This is a genomic window from Acidobacteriota bacterium (assembly GCA_033549365.1).
GTDB lineage: Bacteria > Acidobacteriota > Aminicenantia > Aminicenantales > Saccharicenantaceae > JAWSUF01.
In genome coordinates this window covers 59717-77584 of the sequence record JAWSUF010000007.1, presented here as the reverse complement: position 1 = coordinate 77584, position 17868 = coordinate 59717, and the positions used below count along the sequence as shown (strand labels likewise).

General features: G+C 61.6%; 17 protein-coding genes. 12 read left to right on the top strand and 5 right to left on the bottom strand.

All coding sequences use genetic code 11. From position 1 onward, the window contains the following. Positions 1-163 precede the first annotated feature (163 nt). From SCM96_11080 to thiC, 3 genes are all read right to left on the bottom strand, one after another. Positions 164-1564, bottom strand: a complete 1401-nt coding sequence (locus SCM96_11080) for a serine hydrolase domain-containing protein (protein ID MDW7761166.1) — start codon at positions 1562-1564, stop codon at positions 164-166. Between the two features lie 82 nt (positions 1565-1646). Beyond that, a complete protein-coding gene (locus SCM96_11075) occupies positions 1647-2549 on the bottom strand; it encodes a TIM barrel protein (protein MDW7761165.1) in 903 nt (300 codons plus the stop codon). After that, on the bottom strand, positions 2533-3840 hold the full coding sequence (thiC, locus tag SCM96_11070; GenBank protein ID MDW7761164.1) for a phosphomethylpyrimidine synthase ThiC: 1308 nt from the start codon (positions 3838-3840) through the stop codon (positions 2533-2535). The genes SCM96_11075 and thiC overlap by 17 nt, the downstream gene beginning before the upstream one ends. An 88-nt stretch (positions 3841-3928) precedes the next feature. Here thiC and SCM96_11065 point away from each other — a divergent pair, with 88 nt between their 5' ends. The 12 genes from SCM96_11065 to SCM96_11010 all read left to right on the top strand — a co-directional run bounded on the left by SCM96_11065 (position 3929) and on the right by SCM96_11010 (position 13542). After that, positions 3929-4498, top strand: a complete 570-nt coding sequence (locus tag SCM96_11065) for a hypothetical protein (protein ID MDW7761163.1) — start codon at positions 3929-3931, stop codon at positions 4496-4498. Between the two features lie 58 nt (positions 4499-4556). Beyond that, positions 4557-5108 carry a 16S rRNA (guanine(966)-N(2))-methyltransferase RsmD gene (gene rsmD / locus SCM96_11060; GenBank protein ID MDW7761162.1) on the top strand — a complete coding sequence of 184 codons (552 nt, stop codon included), beginning with the start codon at positions 4557-4559 and terminating at the stop codon, positions 5106-5108. A gap of 85 nt (positions 5109-5193) precedes the next feature. After that, on the top strand, positions 5194-6069 hold the full coding sequence (locus tag SCM96_11055) for a hypothetical protein (GenBank protein ID MDW7761161.1): 876 nt from the start codon (positions 5194-5196) through the stop codon (positions 6067-6069). Between the two features lie 32 nt (positions 6070-6101). Then, positions 6102-6308 (top strand): 50S ribosomal protein L31, encoded by a 207-nt coding sequence (gene rpmE, locus SCM96_11050; GenBank protein MDW7761160.1) that lies wholly within the window; start codon positions 6102-6104, stop codon positions 6306-6308. Positions 6309-6313: 5 nt separating this feature from the next. Then, entirely contained in the window at positions 6314-7417 is a 1104-nt protein-coding gene (prfA, locus tag SCM96_11045; protein MDW7761159.1) for a peptide chain release factor 1, read from the top strand. After that, positions 7323-8258 (top strand): peptide chain release factor N(5)-glutamine methyltransferase, encoded by a 936-nt coding sequence (gene prmC, locus SCM96_11040; protein MDW7761158.1) that lies wholly within the window; start codon positions 7323-7325, stop codon positions 8256-8258. Before prfA ends, prmC begins: the two co-directional genes overlap by 95 nt. Before the next feature lie 74 nt (positions 8259-8332). After that, positions 8333-9985 carry a urocanate hydratase gene (hutU, locus tag SCM96_11035; protein ID MDW7761157.1) on the top strand — a complete coding sequence of 551 codons (1653 nt, stop codon included), beginning with the start codon at positions 8333-8335 and terminating at the stop codon, positions 9983-9985. A gap of 238 nt (positions 9986-10223) precedes the next feature. Continuing rightward, positions 10224-10442: a hypothetical protein gene (locus SCM96_11030; protein ID MDW7761156.1), complete on the top strand. Its 219-nt coding sequence runs from the start codon at positions 10224-10226 to the stop codon at positions 10440-10442. Between the two features lie 61 nt (positions 10443-10503). Next, a complete protein-coding gene (locus SCM96_11025) occupies positions 10504-11496 on the top strand; it encodes a 6-bladed beta-propeller (protein ID MDW7761155.1) in 993 nt (330 codons plus the stop codon). Beyond that, positions 11493-11978, top strand: a complete 486-nt coding sequence (locus SCM96_11020) for a redoxin domain-containing protein (GenBank protein ID MDW7761154.1) — start codon at positions 11493-11495, stop codon at positions 11976-11978. Before SCM96_11025 ends, SCM96_11020 begins: the two co-directional genes overlap by 4 nt. Next, positions 11951-12685, top strand: coding sequence for a hypothetical protein (locus tag SCM96_11015; GenBank protein ID MDW7761153.1), 735 nt, complete (start codon positions 11951-11953; stop codon positions 12683-12685). Before SCM96_11020 ends, SCM96_11015 begins: the two co-directional genes overlap by 28 nt. After that, positions 12682-13542 (top strand): ABC transporter ATP-binding protein, encoded by an 861-nt coding sequence (locus SCM96_11010; protein ID MDW7761152.1) that lies wholly within the window; start codon positions 12682-12684, stop codon positions 13540-13542. The genes SCM96_11015 and SCM96_11010 overlap by 4 nt, the downstream gene beginning before the upstream one ends. A gap of 80 nt (positions 13543-13622) precedes the next feature. Here the strand turns inward: SCM96_11010 and SCM96_11005 are convergent, their stop codons facing one another. Together SCM96_11005 and SCM96_11000 are read right to left on the bottom strand one after the other, a co-directional pair. Next, positions 13623-15992 (bottom strand): hypothetical protein, encoded by a 2370-nt coding sequence (locus tag SCM96_11005; protein MDW7761151.1) that lies wholly within the window; start codon positions 15990-15992, stop codon positions 13623-13625. 109 nt (positions 15993-16101) lie between these two features. Next, a complete protein-coding gene (locus SCM96_11000) occupies positions 16102-17865 on the bottom strand; it encodes a hypothetical protein (protein ID MDW7761150.1) in 1764 nt (587 codons plus the stop codon). Positions 17866-17868: the final 3 nt, after the last annotated feature.

The window sequence follows — 17868 nt, the reverse complement described above, 5'->3', positions numbered from 1 at the left end:
GCCCGGGGCGATTTCCCAGTTATGTCCGATCCGACCTGACGGCCCTTCAGCGATTCTGATCCGCTTTGCCCCGGCGACTTCCGGGAACCCCGCCTTTCGTTCCAGCTCCGCCAAGCGTGGAGGATTATCTTTTAAGGGTCCTTAATAGCGGTCGAGCCAACTGTCATCTAGAGCGCGGGAGCCAGGCCCGGATCTGCCGGGCGACGCGGCCGGCGGCCGGGGGGCTGAGGTTGGCCATGACGACGATCGTGATGCCGCTCTCGGGCATCCATTCGAGGGCGGCGTTCAGGCCCGGCGCTCCGCCGGCGATGCCCATCCCGCCCTGGCGCGCCTCGCCGGCCTCCCCGAACAGCCCGTTTTCGAGCGCGATCGTGTAATTCAGGAGGTCGCGGGCCGTGGCATAGCCGCCTCCGGCCGAGCTTCCCCGTCCCGGCAGCGTGTCGAGGTTCGTTTTCCAGGAAGAGCCGTCACGGACATAGCCGACCGCCCGGTTGGGAACGTCGGCGTCCCGGGCGGGCCAGCCGGAATCCGTCATGCCGGCCGGCGCATAGATCTTGTCCCGGATCCAGGTGTAATAATCGATGCCCGTGACCTTTTCGATGATCAGGCCGAGCACGATGTAACCGCCGTTCGAATAGAGATTGCCGGAGCCCGGTTCGAAGGCCAGGGGATTGTCGGCGAAGAGGGGGAGGTAGTCGGCCAGGGTCAGGATTTTGGATCGGTCGGCCGCCTGGTATCGCTCGCCGAAAAAGTCGCCGATCCCGGACGTCATGGCGATGAGCTGGCGGACCGTGACCTTGGCCGCCGCGTCCTGGTTGGGATAGTCCGGCAAAAACGCGCCGATGGTGTCGTCGAGGGACAGCTTGTTTTCCGCGGCCAGCATTCGGACGGCCAGGCTGGTGAAGGACTTGTTGATCGATCCCACGTTGAACCGCGTGTCCGTCCGGTTCGGGATTTTTTTCTCCCGGTCGGCCCAGCCGAAGGCCTCCTCGAAAAAGGGCTCGCCGTTCCGGGCGATGAGGACGACACCCGAAAATTCCCCGGCCTCGGTCAGTGAACGGAGATGATTCCGGACCGCCGCCGCGAGTTCGGCATCGTCCGCCTTGGGATCGGGCGGCGGAGCCATGCCCTCGCGGGCGGCCAGGGCCTCGATGCGGATACCCAGGAGGCCGTGGGGCTCCAAGGCCTCGAACTCGAAATCGAGTTGCAGAAGGCGGCCGCCCCGGTCCTCGGCGGTCACGCTCAGGGCGTTCGTCCCGGATGCGAGGATCTCCAGGGGTTCGAGCGAACCGAGCTGCCCGCGCATTTTCCGATAGCGGTCCAGGCGGATCTTGATGGGAATTTCCCGGAGGGAGTCCCGAGATGAAAAGGCTTCAAAAAACTTCCGCATGGCCCCTTCACCGGCGTTGAAGGCTTCGAAATAGGCCGCCGCGGCTTTCCCGGCCGCCGTATCCGGGAACCGGACGTCCGGGCGGGTGATGTCATCGGTTGACCCTGTTGCCGTCACATATAATGAGGAGAAGCCGAAAAGAAGAGACAGGACGATCGCATGCCTGACGGTCATGGATAAAACTCCTTTCCTGATAGAAAACATCACACGCTCTCAAAAACGCCGGATTCCCAGCGGGCGTTGCCCCCCAGGGCCGTTAACGCCCGCGGCCGAAGGCGGCGGTGCCGGGTTTGCGGTCCGGCCCGACGGATCCCTTGATTTCCTGAGCCGCGTGGAGTTTTTTGAGCATCAGCGCGTCGGTCTCCAGATTGGGGCTTTCGCAGATGACCATCCCGGCCGTGCCGAAATCCCGGAGCGCCTGGATCCATTCGTCGTAGCGGAACCCGGAGTCGACGAGGTCGAGATGCCGGATTTCCCCCGAGGCGTTGAATTCCACCCCGGCGATATGAATGTGGACGTTCCGGAGGGCGGCCCGCCCGAGCTTTTTTTCGACCTTGCGGAGAACCCTGTGAAACTCCGGATAGCTGTTGACCTTGCCCTCCCGGGCATAGATGTGGCAGAAGTCGAGGCAGGGTTCGAGACCCTCAAGCTCCCGGCAGAGGAACAGGACTTCCTCCAGGGAACCGAACTGGGATTTCTTGCCCATGGTCTCGATGCGGAGTGTGACGGGCAGGCGTTCGGTGCGGACGATGGACAGGACGGCCTCGAGCTCTCTCCGGATTTCGGCGAAGGCCCGATCGGGAGTCTCCCGGCCGTAAAAGCCGGCATGAAAGACGACGCTCCGGGCGCCGCAGAGGGCGGCCGTTCGGACCGTGGTCAGGATCCTTTCCTGGCTGGAGAGGCGTTTTCCCGCATCTTCGGAATTGAGGTTGATGTAGTAGGGGGCGTGGGCGCTCAGAGCCAGGCCGAGGGCTTCGGCCTTCTCCTTGATGCGGGCCGCCGTATCCCCGCCCATCTTGACGCCCTTGACGAACTCGATCTCGAGGCAGTCCAGGCCGAGTGCCTTGATTCTGTCAAGCGCGGATAGAGTCGAGGTGTCGGCGGCGGTATGGGGGACGCCGGCCGTTCCGAAAAGGAGCGCGTCACGAACAGGCGCCATCGGCCTTTCCCCGGGGATTCAGGAAGTCGGTGACGATGCGCATGGCGCAGAAATCCCCGCACATGGAACAGGCCTTTGTCCTGGACTTGCGTTTCCTTCGGATGCTCCGGAATTTCTCCGGGTCGATGACGAGTTTCTCCTGGGCCTCCCAGTCCAGGGCTTTGCGGGCCTTGGACAGGGCGAGGTCCCTTTCGCGGGCGCCGGGAACGCCCTTGACGATGTCGGCGGCGTGGGCGGCGATCCGCGAGGCGATGAGACCGTCCCGGACGTCATCGGGTGTGGGAAGGCCGAGATGTTCTGCCGGTGTGACGTAGCAGAGGAAATCGGCGCCCGCCGCGGCGGCCAGGGCGCCGCCGATGGCCGACACGATGTGGTCGTAGCCGGGGGCGATATCCGTGACCAGAGGGCCGAGAACGTAGAAGGGAGCCTCCTCGCAGACACGTTTCTGGAGCTTCATGTTCATGACGACCTGGTCGAGCGGGACATGCCCGGGTCCCTCGACCATGACCTGAACGCCGGCCTCGCGCGACCTGCGGACCAGTTCGCCGAGCGTCAGAAGTTCCTCGATCTGCGCCCGGTCCGTGGCGTCGGCGATACAGCCGGGCCGCAGTCCGTCGCCCAGGCTAAGCGTGACGTCGTGGCGCCGGGCGATCGAAAGAAGACGGTCGAATCCGGCGTAGAAGGGGTTTTCCAGGCCGGTGTGAAGCATGAGGGCCAGGTGAAAAGAGCCGCCGCGGGAGACGATGTCGGCCGTGCGGCCCTGGGCCCTGAGTCTTTCGACGGCCCGGATGGTCAGTCCGCAGTGGACGGTCATGAAGTCCACGCCTTCCTCGGCCTGAGCCTCAATGGTTTCGAAAAGATCGTCATCGGTCATGGAGACGATCGAACCCCGCCTTTCGATTGCGGCCACGGCGGCCTGGTAAATGGGCACGGTCCCCAGGGGAACCGTCGAGCGGGCCAGGATGCGCCGGCGGATCTTCCGGAGGTCGCCGCCCGTGCTGAGGTCCATCAGGGCATCCGTCCCGTAGGCGATGCTGATGTCCGTTTTCCGGATCTCGTCGCGGACGTCGGGAAAGTCGCGCGATGTCCCGAGGTTGACGTTGACCTTGGTCCTGAGCCCGGTCCCGATGCCGGCCGGACGCTTCGGCGCATGGGCGGGATTGAAGGGGATGACGATTTTTCCCGAAGCGATGCCTTCCACAAGGGTTTGAACGGGCATTTTTTCGTCGCGGGCGACCTGTTTCATCTGCTGGGTGAGGGCGCCTTTGCGGGCTTTTTGGAGCTGGGTCATAGTAAAGCCAGTATAGTGTACGCCCCGCAAACCTGTCAAGGAAGGGTAATCCTTTCCAGTTTGCGGGAATTCTGATATCTTTTAAGGTATGAAAATCGTGCCGGCGGTGATTCTGGGCCTTGCTCTGATCGCATCCGGACTCTTTCCGCAAGATCTCCCCGCGGATGTCCGCGAGCGGGCCCTGAAGGTCATTCGTCTCCTGGAGTCCATAGACGGCGCCGGAAAAAAAGCCGGAAGCCGGGCTCGGACGGCCGTCGTGGACGAGCCGTGCGTGAATGCCTTCATCGCCTACCAACTGGCTGCCGGAGACGACCCGCTTCAGGAACTCGTCCTCAAGCTCCGTCCCGGCGACAAAGTAGAGGGGAAAGCCGTACTTCTTCTTAAGGGGAAGCATGTCCCCGCCTTCCTGCAGGCTCCTCTCCCGTTTGTCTTCGAGGGCCGCCTCGAATCGTCCGAAGGCCGGGCCCGATTTCATATCGACAGATTGTTTCTCAACGGCCAGCCGATTCAGCCGGCCCTGCTCGACATGATCTCCGCCCTCGCTCAGGGCGTTTCGGGGGACCGGGGATCGGCGGGCGGTCTCAACGACTGGTACGGAATACCCTACGGCATCAAAAGAATCACGATCGGCAAGGGCGCCCTGACCCTGCATTATTGATGGGGAAAACGTGGAAGACGATGGGAATGATGAAGAATCATGAACAAGGGCGGTCGGTATGATCCGTGTCATCAGCGGGCGCTACAAGGGCCGCCGTTTGAAAAGAGTCCCCGACAGCCGGGTCCGGCCCATGCCGGACAAACTCAAGGGGGCGATTTTCAGCATTCTGGCCGAGAGCATCAAAGGAAGCACCTTTCTGGACGGTTTCGCCGGGACGGGATCCGTCGGAATCGAGGCTCTGAGCCGGGGCGCGGAAACGGCCGTTTTCATTGAAGAATATCCCGCCGCCGTGAAGATCATCAAGGACAACCTGGCCCGCTGCGACGCGGAGGATCTGGCCGTTGTTGTCGATCGCGAGTTCAACAGGGCGGTCATCGAACTGGCCCGGCGTGGCGCCTGTTTCGACATCGTTTTTCTCGATCCTCCTTACCGGCTCCTCGAGAAGAGAAACCCTCTCAAGGTCATCTTCAAAAGAGGCATCCTGGCCCCGTCCGGACTGATCGTGCTGAGGCGCCATTTCAAGATCGCACCGGAAATCAAGGAGTTCGCCCTCGCCCGCACCTCCCGCATCGGCGACGACGTTCTGGATTTTTACCGAAAAATCGATTAAGATATCTCTTCCCAAAAATTGTTTCGAAGTTTCGGGAAAGCCTGGAGGGGACAACCACCGACAGATCTGAGAGGCGGATAAAGACGTGAAAAAAACGGACAACAAAGTGATGCCCTTATGGGAGGAATCTCCCCTTTTCGAGGAAAAGGACATCCTGACCGACCGGACGTCGGGGCGGGGGAGCCTGCTCTTTCTCGGACGGTTTTCCCTGAAAGAGGTTCAGGCCGTCCTGGGCAAGCGAAATTTTTTCAGGGAAGCCAAGACCCGGGATCTCATCCCGCTCGAATTCCGGTTGGATGCCTCGGAGCATCCTCTGCAGAGATTTCAAATCTATCACCGCGCCGCGGTTCCCGAAAACCTGATTGTCGACCTGAAGATCCGCGAGATGGAATACCTTCCCCAACCGCTTCCCGGCGCGCCGGCGCTTCTACCGCAGAAATGCCTGGCCCTCGAATGGCTCACCCTTCAAAATCCGCGCCTGTCTTTCTGCGAGCGCAAAGCGCCGCTTCCGGGCCAGCAGCATCCCGGCCTGGGCATGGGCCGAAAAGTCGTCGAGGTCTTCGCCTATCTCGGCAAAGTGACCGACAAGGACGGTATCCTGGCCTACCCGGCCTACTTTCATAACGCCGTTCTGTTTTCCCGCTTTTTCCGGTTTTACAATCCGGTCAAGGAAGGGGAAATCGCGGCCATCCGTCGCCGGTTCCGGAAAATTTCCCTCAAACAACTGGCCTGGATCGTCCATCTGAACTGCCTGCGGCGCCGGGACGGATCGGTTTACGAATGGGCCGCCGAGGAGCAGGTCTATGCGCTCCGGCGTCCGTTCAAGGCTTATTTCGATTCCCGGGCCTACCGGGACCGGGTCAAGGCCGTCGAAAGAGAGTCCGTCTTCACCGTGGACGAGGCGGCCCTGGAAAGCCGGCTCGACCGCATTCCCGCGCTTTGCCGTCCGATCGAAATTTGATATAATACGCCGTCCGATGAGGAGATGATCTCATGAAGAGCGATATTCATCCGAGTTATGCCGAGTGTCTGGTGACCTGCGCCTGCGGGAACACCTTCAAGACCGGATCGACGAAAAAGGAAATCCGGGTCGAAATCTGTTCGCAGTGCCATCCGTTTTTTACGGGCAAACAGAAGTTCGTCGACAGCGCCGGCCGCGTCGAAAAATTCAGGAAAAAATATGGCATGCCGAAGACATAACCTCCATGCTTGCGGAGCTCAAGGCACTTGAGGAGAAGTTTCGCAGCCTGACGCTGTCTCTGTCCGACCCGGCGCTTCTCGCCCAGCCTCAGAAAATCCGCGAGATCTCCCGCGAACGGGCCGAACTCGAGCCCGTCATCCGGACTTACGAAAAATTCGAGAAAGTCCGGCGTGAAATCGCCGACACCCACGCCATCCTGGCCGATGCCGGCGCCGACCCCGATCTGCGGGGGCTGGCCCGGGACGAGATCAAGGTTCTCGAAGACCGGGAAGCCGCCCTGGAATCCGAGCTCCGGAATCACCTCCTTCCGAAAGATCCCAACGACCACAAAAACGCCATTCTCGAGATTCGGGCCGGTGCGGGCGGCGACGAAGCCTCGCTTTTCGCCCAGGACCTTCTGAGGATGTATTCGCGTTTCGCCGACCGCAGGAAGTGGGTGTTCGAAGTGTTGGACAACAGCATCTCGCCGGCCGGCGGAATCAAGGAAGCCGTCGTCAACATCCGGGGCCGGGATGTCTACGGGATCATGAAACATGAAAGCGGCGTCCACCGCGTTCAGCGCGTCCCGCGGACCGAAGCCCAGGGGCGCATTCACACCTCGACGGCCACGGTCGCCGTGCTGCCCGAGGCCGAGGAGGTCGACATCCGGATCGACCCCAAGGACTTGAAGATCGAGGCCTTCGGCGCCTCGGGTCCGGGCGGCCAGAGCGTCAACCGCAATTACACGGCCATCCGCGTCACGCACAAACCGACGGGCATGGTCGTCTCCTGCCAGGACGAAAAATCGCAGCACAAGAACAAGGAGAAGGCCCTGCGCGTTCTCCGGTCCCGGCTGCTCGACATCGCCGAAAGCGAACGGCACGATCAGGTCGCCAGAGACCGCCGATCACAGGTCGGGACGGGGGAGAGGAGCGAAAAGATCCGCACCTACAACTTCCCTCAATCCCGGATCACGGACCACAGGATCAACGAAAATTTTCATAATCTCGAAGCGTTTCTCGACGGGGAGCTCAATGACATCCTCGAAAAACTCGCCCTCCACTTCCAGTCCCGTGCCGCGGCCGGACTGGACAAACCCGGAGGCGGGGCCGCCACCAGGCGGTCCTGAGACGCTGGAGACCCTGCTCCGCGAAGGAGCGGAGCGTCTGGCGGATGTCTCGTCCTGCGCGGGTCTCGAAGCCCGGGTGATTCTGGCCCGGGCGGCCGGCTGGCCCGCCGAGAAAATCCTTCTGGAGCCGCCGTTGCGGATGATCCCCCGGCGGACCGCCGACCGCTGCCGGCGCTTCATCGCCAAACGCGCCTCCGGAATTCCTCTGGCCTATGTCACCGGCGTCAAGGAGTTCTGGTCCATGCCTTTTTTTGTTTCGCCGTCGGTTCTGATTCCGCGGCCCGAGACCGAACACCTCGTCGAAAGCGTTCTGTCCCTGCCCCGCCGCCCCGGCGAAAAGATCCTGGATCTGGGGACGGGAAGCGGGGCTCTGGCCGCGGCCCTGGCCCGGGAAATCCCCTCGGCGGAAATCCACGCCGCGGATATTTCCCTCCGGGCTTTGAAGACGGCCCGGATGAATGTCATTCACCTCGGTCTCGGCCGCATCCGTTTTCATCACAGCAACGTCTTTTCCGCCTTCCGGTCGTTCAGGGCGGAGTTCGATATCATCGTCTCCAACCCCCCTTATGTTGCAACCGGCGAGTGGGCCTCCCTTCCGCCCGACGTCCGCGACCATGAGCCGCGCCGGGCTCTCCTGGCCGGACCGGAAGGCCTGGATTTCATCCGCCGTCTCGTCCGTCAGGCGCCCCGTTATCTCAAGCGGGGCGGCCATCTCGTGTTCGAGTTCGGAGCCGGACAAAAGGACGCCGTTTCGGCCCTTTTCGGGAAGCGCTGGTCACCGGTCGAAATCGGCCTCGATCTCGGCGGCCTGGCCCGCACGGCCCTGGCCCGCCTCCGTTAATCCCGGAATTTTGTCATCGGATTCGGCGTTGTGGTAAGATTCCGGCTGAAATCGCCGGATACAGGAGGGACGACATGAAGGAACATCAGGATATCCGGGCGCCGCGCGGCACGCAGCTTCGAACCAAGGGCTGGTCCCAGGAAGGGGCCCTGCGGATGCTCATGAACAATCTCGACCCCGACGTGGCCGAAAAGCCGCAGGACCTCATCGTCTACGGTGGAACAGGCAAGGCGGCCCGGAACTGGGACGCCTATCGGGCCATCGTGAAAAGTCTGGAAGAGCTCGAAAACGACGAAACCCTCATCGTTCAATCGGGAAAACCCGTGGCCGTTTTCAAAACGCATCCGGAAGCGCCGCGGGTTCTGATCGCCAATGCCAATCTCGTTCCCCATTGGGCGACCTGGGACGAGTTCAGGCGTCTCGAAGCCAAGGGATTGATGATGTACGGCCAGATGACGGCCGGAAGCTGGATCTATATAGGAACGCAGGGCATTCTTCAGGGAACTTACGAAACCCTGGCCGCCGCGGCCGACAAATATTTCGGCGGGACTCTCAAGGGCCGTCTTGTCGTGTCCGCCGGATTGGGCGGCATGGGCGGGGCCCAGCCCCTGGCCGTCACCATGAACGACGGCGTGGCCGTCGTCGTCGAGGTCGATCGGGACCGGATCCGCCGACGTCTCGAAACGCGCTATGTCGACACCTCGGTCGAAAGTCTGGACGAAGCCCTGAAACTGGCCGCCGAGGCCGTTAAGAAAGGGGAGCCCCTGTCCATCGCCCTGCTGGGGAATGCCGCCGAAGTTCTGCCCGAAATGGTCCGGCGCGGCGTCGTCCCCGATATCCTGACGGACCAGACCTCGGCCCACGACGAACTCCACGGCTATGTTCCGGCCGGTATCCCCTACGAGGATGCCCTGGAAATGAGGAAGGCGGCGCCGGACGACTATATCCGCCGCTCCATGGAGTCCATGGCCGCTCACGTGCAGGCCATGCTGGCCCTCCAGGCTGCGGGCGCCAGGACTTTCGATTACGGCAACAACATCCGCGGTCAGGCCCTCAAGGCGGGCGTGGCCGACGCCTTCACCATCCCCGGCTTCGTGCCGGAATACATCCGCCCGCTCTTTTGCCTTGGTAAGGGACCGTTCCGCTGGGCCGCTCTTTCAGGCGATCCGAAGGACATCTACGCCACGGACGAGGCGGTGCTCAAGGAGTTTCCCGAAGACGAAGCTCTGGCCCGCTGGATCCGAAAGGCCCGGGAAAAGATCCAATTCCAGGGACTCCCGGCCCGGATCTGCTGGCTTGGCTACGGCGAGCGGGCCCGTTTCGGGGACATCATCAACCGTCTGGTGAAGAAGGGGACGATCAGCGCCCCGATCGTCATCGGGCGCGACCATCTCGACACCGGTTCGGTGGCCTCGCCCAACCGCGAGACGGAGGGCATGTTGGACGGCTCGGACGCGGTCGCCGACTGGCCCATTCTGAACGCACTTCTGAACGCCGTCTGCGGCGCCTCCTGGGTTTCGGTCCATCACGGCGGCGGCGTGGGCATCGGGTTGTCCCTGCATGCGGGCATGGTCATTGTCGCCGACGGAACGGACATGACGGCACGGCGGCTGGAGCGCGTCCTGACCGTCGATCCCGGACTGGGCGTCGCCCGCCATGCCGACGCCGGTTATGAGGAGGCCCGGACCTGCGCAAAGGAGCGGGGGGTCAAGATTCCGATGCTCTGACGAAAATAAATGTGCCGCGGACGGCACAGATTGTGACACAAATGGGGGGTGAAACGCGTCGATTATATGGAGGCCGGACTTCCGGCGGCTCGACTTGTGCCGTGGGATGTGCCGCGGAATTCCGGATGTGCTTTCCGGAATTTTTATAAAAAGTTGATAAATAATAAGATGACGAATCCAAGGGCTGATTTCCAGTTGGCATGCCGCGTGCATGATGTCAAAGCGAAAGGAGGTCATAATGAAAAAGACCATCGCTTTGGCAACGGCCGGAATTCTGGCCCTCTCCCTGGCGGTTTTCTCTCCGCCGTCCCTTGGAGCGCACGACGTCGACCACTGCTTCAGGGATCACGAGATCTGCCGTCAAAACGCCATGAATATGGAGGCGCCCTGGTACATGGTCATGCTGTACCTGTCGGCATGCGACGTCGCCCTGGGTGTCTGCATTTTCAAGGTCTGAAAACCGGGGGGCTCTCCCGCGCCGGGGGAGCCCCCCATTCCCACGAAAGGAGATGAATGGAATGGCCGGAAAAAGAACCTGGACGCGGGCCGTGGGAGTTGCGGCTATGATGGTGTTGATTGTCGTGTCGGCGTTTCCTTCGGACGTCCGGCGGATCAGGGCCCGCGACATTCATCCCGAGCTGCTCACAAGCCGTGAGGCCGAGCTGAGCCTGACGGCGGGAATTCTCCATGATCGCGAGTTCGTCTATGTTCTCGACCGCAGCGATCATGCCGTCCGCGTCTACGAAAAAAACGGGCGTTTTTTGAAAACCTACGGCCGCCGGGGACAGGGCCCCGGAGAGTTCAACACCCCGTCGGGCCTTTCCATTCTCGAGGGCAACCTCTATATCGCCGATTCGGGAAACGCGAGAATCCAGATCCTGTCGCGGGACGGAGATTACCTTTCGAGCCTCAAGCTGCCTTTCCGCCCGTCCGATGTGGCCGCCCTGAGCCGGGATGTCATCGCGGTTTCTTATTTACCGTCTTTTCGCGGGGGAAAGGAAAACATGATCTACGGTTTCTCTCCGACGGGCGAAAAACTCTGGGAATGTCTCGAACCCGCTCTCACGGGCGACTCGCTCTTCGACACCATGGTCAACAGGTTCCTGATCCTGCCCGGCGGTCCCGGAGAATTTCTGGCCGTTTTCAAATCGGAACAGGCCCCTTTGCGGCGGTTTGACCATGACGGGAAACTGATCGCCTCGCCGGTCCCGCCCCGTGGATTTCCCCTGAAAGGGCTCACGCTTCCCCTGTCCGGAGGAAAGCGAAAGCTGACCGGGTTCTGCTGGCATGCGGCTTTTTCAGACGGCCGGCTTTTCGTCCTTTCTCCCGACCGAACGGAAGAAGGGGATCTCGGGCCGGGCTTCGAAGTGTATGTTTTCGTTCCGGGCGGGCCGTTGGAGGCCGTCATCGAGCTTCCCGGCCCTGTCGTTCGCATTTCCGTCGACGGGAACCGCATCTACGCCGTGGACGCCGATCGGATCCTGAGGATCTATCGATTCGAGGGGTTATGAGAACCATGGCTTCGGCGATTTCTTCAACGGTCATGGTGGGCCTTGCGGTGGGGCTTGTTTGCGGGGCGGAGGCGCCGCCTGTTTTTCCGGAAAACGATCGCATTTTTTCCGACCTCGAATCGATTCTGCCTTCTTCGGGTCCCGTGCTTCTGGTTTTCTTTTCCATCGAATGCGCCGTCTGCTGGGACGATCTTTTCGAGATGAGCTATTTTTGCGCGAAAAACGATCTCGACATCCCCGTAGCCGGCATCGCGGCGGCCGGCGGAGAGGCCCTGCACGATTTTCTGGGTAAATTCGGGTCCCGGCTTCCCGTGGTCGCCGACCCCCGGCGCAGGATTTTCCGGCGTTACAACGTACTCATGGATCCTTTCAAGATCGTTCTCGTGGACGGGCGCGTCGTTTACCGGGATGATCCCTACCGGTCGTTTTTCGAAAGACGCGAGGCGGCGAAACAGTGCCTGAAAACCATCGCTTCGCGCTAGGGTCCGTCCTGGCCGCGAAAACGGTTTTTTCCAGCCGGACGAACGGCGCAGTCTTTGCCTTTCCGCCCCTTCTTTTCGGAATACTTTGGCATTTCGATTCCTTCGGGACGGCGTCCGGCTTTCTGCTTCTCCTTTTTCCCTATGTGTTTCTGTTTCTCTCGCGCGACATGATGAAAAGCGACATCGAAAGCGGCGCTCTCGAAAACACCCTGCTCATCGGCGGCGTGTTCCGGAGCGTGTTGTGGGTTCGATTCCTTACGGTTTTCGGAATCGGGCTGGCCTACGTTTTTCTTCTTCATGTTCTCTGCGCGGCGGCCGGAATGATCTCCGGCCATCCCTTTCCCTGGTCGCCTCTCCAGGTCGCCGGCGGGCTTGCGGCCGGCGCCTATTTCGCGGGATGGGGCGGTTTTCTGGGATTTTTTCTCAAGTCCGGATCGAACGTCCTGTCCGTGCTTCTTCTCCAGGCGGCAACCGGCATCGTCCTGCTCATGTCACTTGGGCGGCATGTCGAATTTTTCTCGATGTTCCATGACGGCGTTTTCCCCGATGCCGGGTCGCTCCTCAAGTTTCTGGCGTTTCTGGCCGTTTTTCCGAACGTCCTGGTTCGAAATAACCTGGCACCCTATATCCCCTTCGTCGCAGCCCTGTCCGCAGCGGCCTGGATTCTGGTCCGGATCGCGTCTTCCCGGGCGGAGATGACGAAATGAGAGAAGACATGATCCTCGAAGCCCGGGGTCTGGCTCGGCGTTTCGGCCGTGTCGCGGCGGTCACATCGGCCGACCTCGAGGTCCGGGCGGGCGGCATCACGGCCCTGCTGGGCGAAAACGGGGCCGGCAAGACGACGACCCTCCGCATGCTTCTCGGCTTCCTCCGGCCGCAGGCCGGGAGCTTTTCCTGCCGGGCCGGACGGATCGGCTATGTCCCGGATGCGCCCGTCGTCTTTTCCTGGGCCCGAGGCTGGGACCTTCTCGAATTGACCGCCCGGCGCCACGGCCTTTCCGATCGGCGGCTTCTTGCCGCCGCCGAGTCCCTGTGCGGCCGCCTCGCGTTCGATCCCGGACTCCTGAAAAGACGGGTCATGACCTATTCGACGGGGAACCGGAAAAAATTCGCCTATCTCCAGAGCCTGGTTTTTTCCCCCGATCTTCTCGTGGCCGACGAGCCCTTCTCCGGACTGGATCCGGTATCGGTCGTCCGTCTTCGCGAGATCTTAATAACCCTAAGGAAAGAAGGCGCGTCGGTCTTTCTGAGTTCGCACATTCTCTCGGAAATGGAGAAAATCTGCGATGCCGTCATCATATTGCGCAGAGGGAGGACGGTTTTTCAGGCGGATTTCAGACGGTTCCGCGAGGGCCATGTTTTTGTCCGCGCCAAGGCCGGCCGGGCCGTCGCCGCTTTCCCCCCGGGTTCGATCTTCCTTTCGAGAGACAGGGGAGAGGCCGTCGACATCATTCTCAGAAAATCGGCCTGGGACGACTACCTCTCCCGCGACGGAACGGGGAGAGACGGGTTCACTCCGGAACCCCTGGACCTGGAAAAACTCTTCCTTTTTTTCGCGGATTGACAGCTTTCCCCCGGCCGTCAAGACGGCCGATTGCGGCGGGCCGACCGCGCCCGGCGGCGTCGCCGGCCCGCCGTCCCGGCTCAGCGCCCGTGGCTTCTGACGGCCGAGATGTCGTCGATCACCCAGATGCCGCGGCCGTAAGTGGCGATGACGACGGCGTTGTCCCGGGGGTGAACCTTGAGGTCCCAGACGAGCGGCGCCTTGGGCAGCCCGGATCCGAGATAGTTCCAGGACGTCCCGCCGTCCGTGCTGACGAAGGGTCCGAGTTCCGTTCCCGCGTACAGGACGTTGCCGGCCATGGGATCTTCCCGGATGACGTTGACCGGCGCGCCGGGCAGGTTGTTCTGAATGCTCTTCCAGGTCTTGCCGTAATCGGCGGATTTGAAGATGTAGGCGGCGAAGTCGTCGTCGCGCCGGCCGTTGAGCGTGATGTAGACCGTGGCCGGGTCGTATGCGGACGCCACGATTCTCGAAACGTGCTTGTTATAGGGCAGTCCGGCCGTGATTTCGGTCCAGTTCGCGCCGCTCGTCCGGGTCACCCAGACCCGGCCGTCGTCGGTCCCGGCATAGATCACACCGAAGGCGAAGGGCGATTCGGAGACGGCCGTCAGGCTGGCATAGGGGATGGCATAGGGGAGATTGCCCTGTTTCGCGGGGTCGTTATAGGTCAGGTCGGGGCTGATCCGTTCCCAGGTTTCGCCGCGGTTCATCGACCGGAACAGGTACTGGAAGCCGTGGTAGACGACATGGGGATTGTGAGGAGAGAGAATGGTCGGCGCCAGCCATTGGCCGCGAAGCGGCGGTTCACCCTCTTCGGCCCGGGGCTGAATGTCCTGGCTCTGCCAGTATCCGTCGCGAAACTCCGAGCGTTGAAGGCGGCCGTAGAAGGTCGAGGAATAGACGACTTTGGGGTCGACCGGGTCGATGGCGATCAGCGTGCCCTCGCCGCCGGGCGAGCTTTCCCAGCGGGTCACCGGACCGCGCCGTCCGCGCTGGCGGGGTTTCAAGTGATCGACATTGCCTTTATAGGTGCCGTGGTCCTGCACCGAGCCGTAGACGTTGAAAGGGCTTTCCATGTCCAGGGAGACGTTGTAGAACTGGATGAGCGGGAGTTCCTTGTGGAAGGCCCGCCAGGTTTCTCCGCCGTCGAAGGAGGCGTTGATGCCGCCGTCGTTGACGTTGAGAAGATAGTCGGGATCGGTCGGGTCGATCCACAGGCCGTGGTGGTCGCCGTGGAGCCCTTCGAAATAGAGGATCTCGAACGATTTCCCGCCGTCCGTCGACTTGGCCAGGGGAAGGCCCATGATATAGACGGTGTTTTCGTCCGTCGGGTCGACCCGGATCTGGCCGAACACCCAGCCGTAGGTGCCGCTGAACCGCTCCATCATGTTGTCGTCCGGGCTGACCTTGCGCCAGATCTCGCCCTTGTCGTCGCTCCGGTAAACCTCGGCTCCGATCACCGACGGTCCGGTTTTCAGTCGCCCGTAGGCGTCGCGTTCGCCTTCCTTGGGCATGCGGCCCAGGTGGTGGTTGTCGACGAAGGCGTAGAGGACGTTGGGATTGCTGCGGGCGATGTCGATGCCGATGCGCCCGGTGAGCTTCGTGTCGGGAAGCCCGTTGGTCAGGGTCTTCCAGGTCTTGCCGCCGTCCGTTGTCTTGTAGAGATGGTCGCCGTCCTCGGGGACGGGATCGCTCCAGCGGCGGCGGATCCGGTTCCAGGTCGAGGCGTAGACGGTGTCGTGGTCGATGGGATCCATGACCAGGTCGATGGCCCCGGTCTTCTCATCCTTGTAGAGAATCTTCTGCCAGGTCTTGCCTCCGTCCGTCGTCTTGTAGACGCCGCGGTCCGGGTTGTAGGTCCATTCATTTCCCGAAGCGGCGACGTAAACGATATCGGTGTCGACCGGGTGGACGACGATGCGGGCGATCGTGCCCGTCCCTTCGAGACCCAAGTGGGTCCAGGTTTTTCCGCCGTCGGTCGTTTTATAAATGCCGGTGCCGGCGACCGAAGCCCGGAAGATGTTGGCCTCACCGGTTCCCAGCCAGACGACGTTCGGATCCTTCGGCGAAATCGCCAGGTCACCCATGGACGGCGTCGGCAGACCGTCGGTCAGAGGTTCCCAGGTCGTCCCGCCGTTCGTCGTTTTCCAGAAGCCTCCCGTAGCCGAGGCGACATAGATGAGGTTGCGGTTGCCCGGAACGGCCTCGACGTCGGTGCATCGGCCGCTGATGATGTCCGGCCCGATGAACCGCCAGGTGAGCCCTCCGAACGGCGTCTGGGACTTGAGGGCGACGTGATTGTCAAACCATTTCAGGCGGAGAGCCGCGTCGGTGTTTTCGGTTTTTTTCGCGCCGCGGGCCGCCGATTGGGACATGGCGATGCCCCCGATCAGGGCCAGACAGACGGCGAAAGCGAGGGTTACGGACAGAATACGGCCGAATTTTGTCATGGCTGGGTTTTCCTCCCCGGAAAGATAGATTGAGGCTTCGAATAAATCCTCATGATAAGATATTAAAAATATGATATTTCAGGCGGGAAGTCAAGCGGCTCGGTTCGGCTCAGAAACCGGCCGGGGATTGATACCGGCGGCTCCATTTTTTGAAGCGGACCATTCTCTCGAGATGCTTTTGGCTGGAGGATCCGAACGACCGGGCGATCATCTCGTCGATCCCCGGAGCGATGCGGGCATAGTCCCCCTTTTCGATAAGTTCCATCATGTCCACAAACGATCCGCGGCTGTAGGAGGGCTTGACGGCATTCCAGGCTTCGACGGCGCTCTCGAATCTCCTGTTGGTCCAGTGAAGGCAGCCCAGGGAGAAAAGGGCGCCGTCCCGCGTCTCTCCTCCCGAATCGGCGAGACTCCGCAGCAGCTCGATTTCCCGGCTTTCGTAGAGATCCAGGAGTTCGCCCTGGGACCGGATTCCCGACCGCACCATGGCTTCCATCACGGCATCCAGGGTCTTCACGATAACGAGGGCTTTGGCTCTCGGATTGAGAACCTCGGTCCGCCGTTCCTTTCCGTCCAGGACGGCGACCGCCGTTTCATAGGCGTCGAAAAGATAGCCGAGCGTTCTTTTTTCGAAATCCAGAAGTCCGGCGAGAACGGAGAGGATCTCCCGGCCCGTTCGGGTCGTCCGGTTTTTTCTTGCGTAGGTCTCCAGATAGCCCTGGACCCGTTTGTTGAAATAGAGCTTTTCGACAAAATCGAAGGCCGCGGAAAAACGGGAAGCCACGATGAAGACCGCGCTCTGGTTCCAGGTCATGAATTCCCGGGCCAGATGGGCCAGGTCTTCCTGGTCGGGATCGTAGCGGTCCAAATATTCCGTGACGAATTTCACGAACTGTTTCTCCTCGGGCAAAGCCATGAGGTCGTCCAAAACGGCCATGCGTTCTTCCGCCGAGAGTGCGAGCGGTTCGAGAGTCTTCAGGGCGGAGTCGGGGCCGGATTTCTGGCTCCAGGATGCGGCGTCGACGAGGATGACGCGGAAGGATCCGCCGCCGCGGGACACGGGTTGCCGTTCATCCGAAGTTTCCGTCCGGGGATCGATGCCGGGCGCCTGGATATCCGGGAATCCCGAGACAAAGGCGAACAGGCCGGCGCCGACGGCCGCCATTTCTTCGTAGGGACAATCCCGGAAAAAATAGTCGGAGGGAATATCGCGGATCCCCGAGCCGCCGTCGACCCGGACGTAACCTCCCCGGACTTCCGTAGCGGCCCGTTCGAATTTTTCCTGATATCTCAACATGGCCAGTCGCCTCGAAATCGAGGGATCGACTCGGTAGAGCGCCGGACCTCCTGAAGAGAAAGGTCCCGAATCGACGACACGGGTTCGGATCCGCCCGACCGGAGGCCTGATCCCGGCACCGTCTGAGGCCGGGCCGGGCTCGCCGGACAAAAGCGAAAGCAGATCTTCATCGGAGAGGCCGGCAAGGAAATTGAGAAGGATCTCGGTGCGTTCTTTTTTCGTGAACCGCGGATCGAGGGCGGGCAGGCCGGACAAAAGGGCCAGGATGTCTTCGTCGCCGAGCTCGGCGAGCCGGGTTTCTCCGGGCGTTTCCGCATCCATCAGGGCCGCGGCCCGCCGGTAGGCATCGATATTCGTCGAAAACCCGTCGGTTCCGCCGCCGGAGACGATCCTGAGCGGATCAGCGGACAGGAACAGCCAGAAAACCCCGAGATGAAAGAGGCCCGAGAGAATGATGTAGAAGGAAAACGGCCGGGCCGCCCCGCGGGCCGACGATAAGGATGTGCGAATTCTTGTTGCAAACGAGGGCCGGGGTTTGAGAAACCCGGAAAAAAGCTCTTTATTCCCCCTGTCCATTAA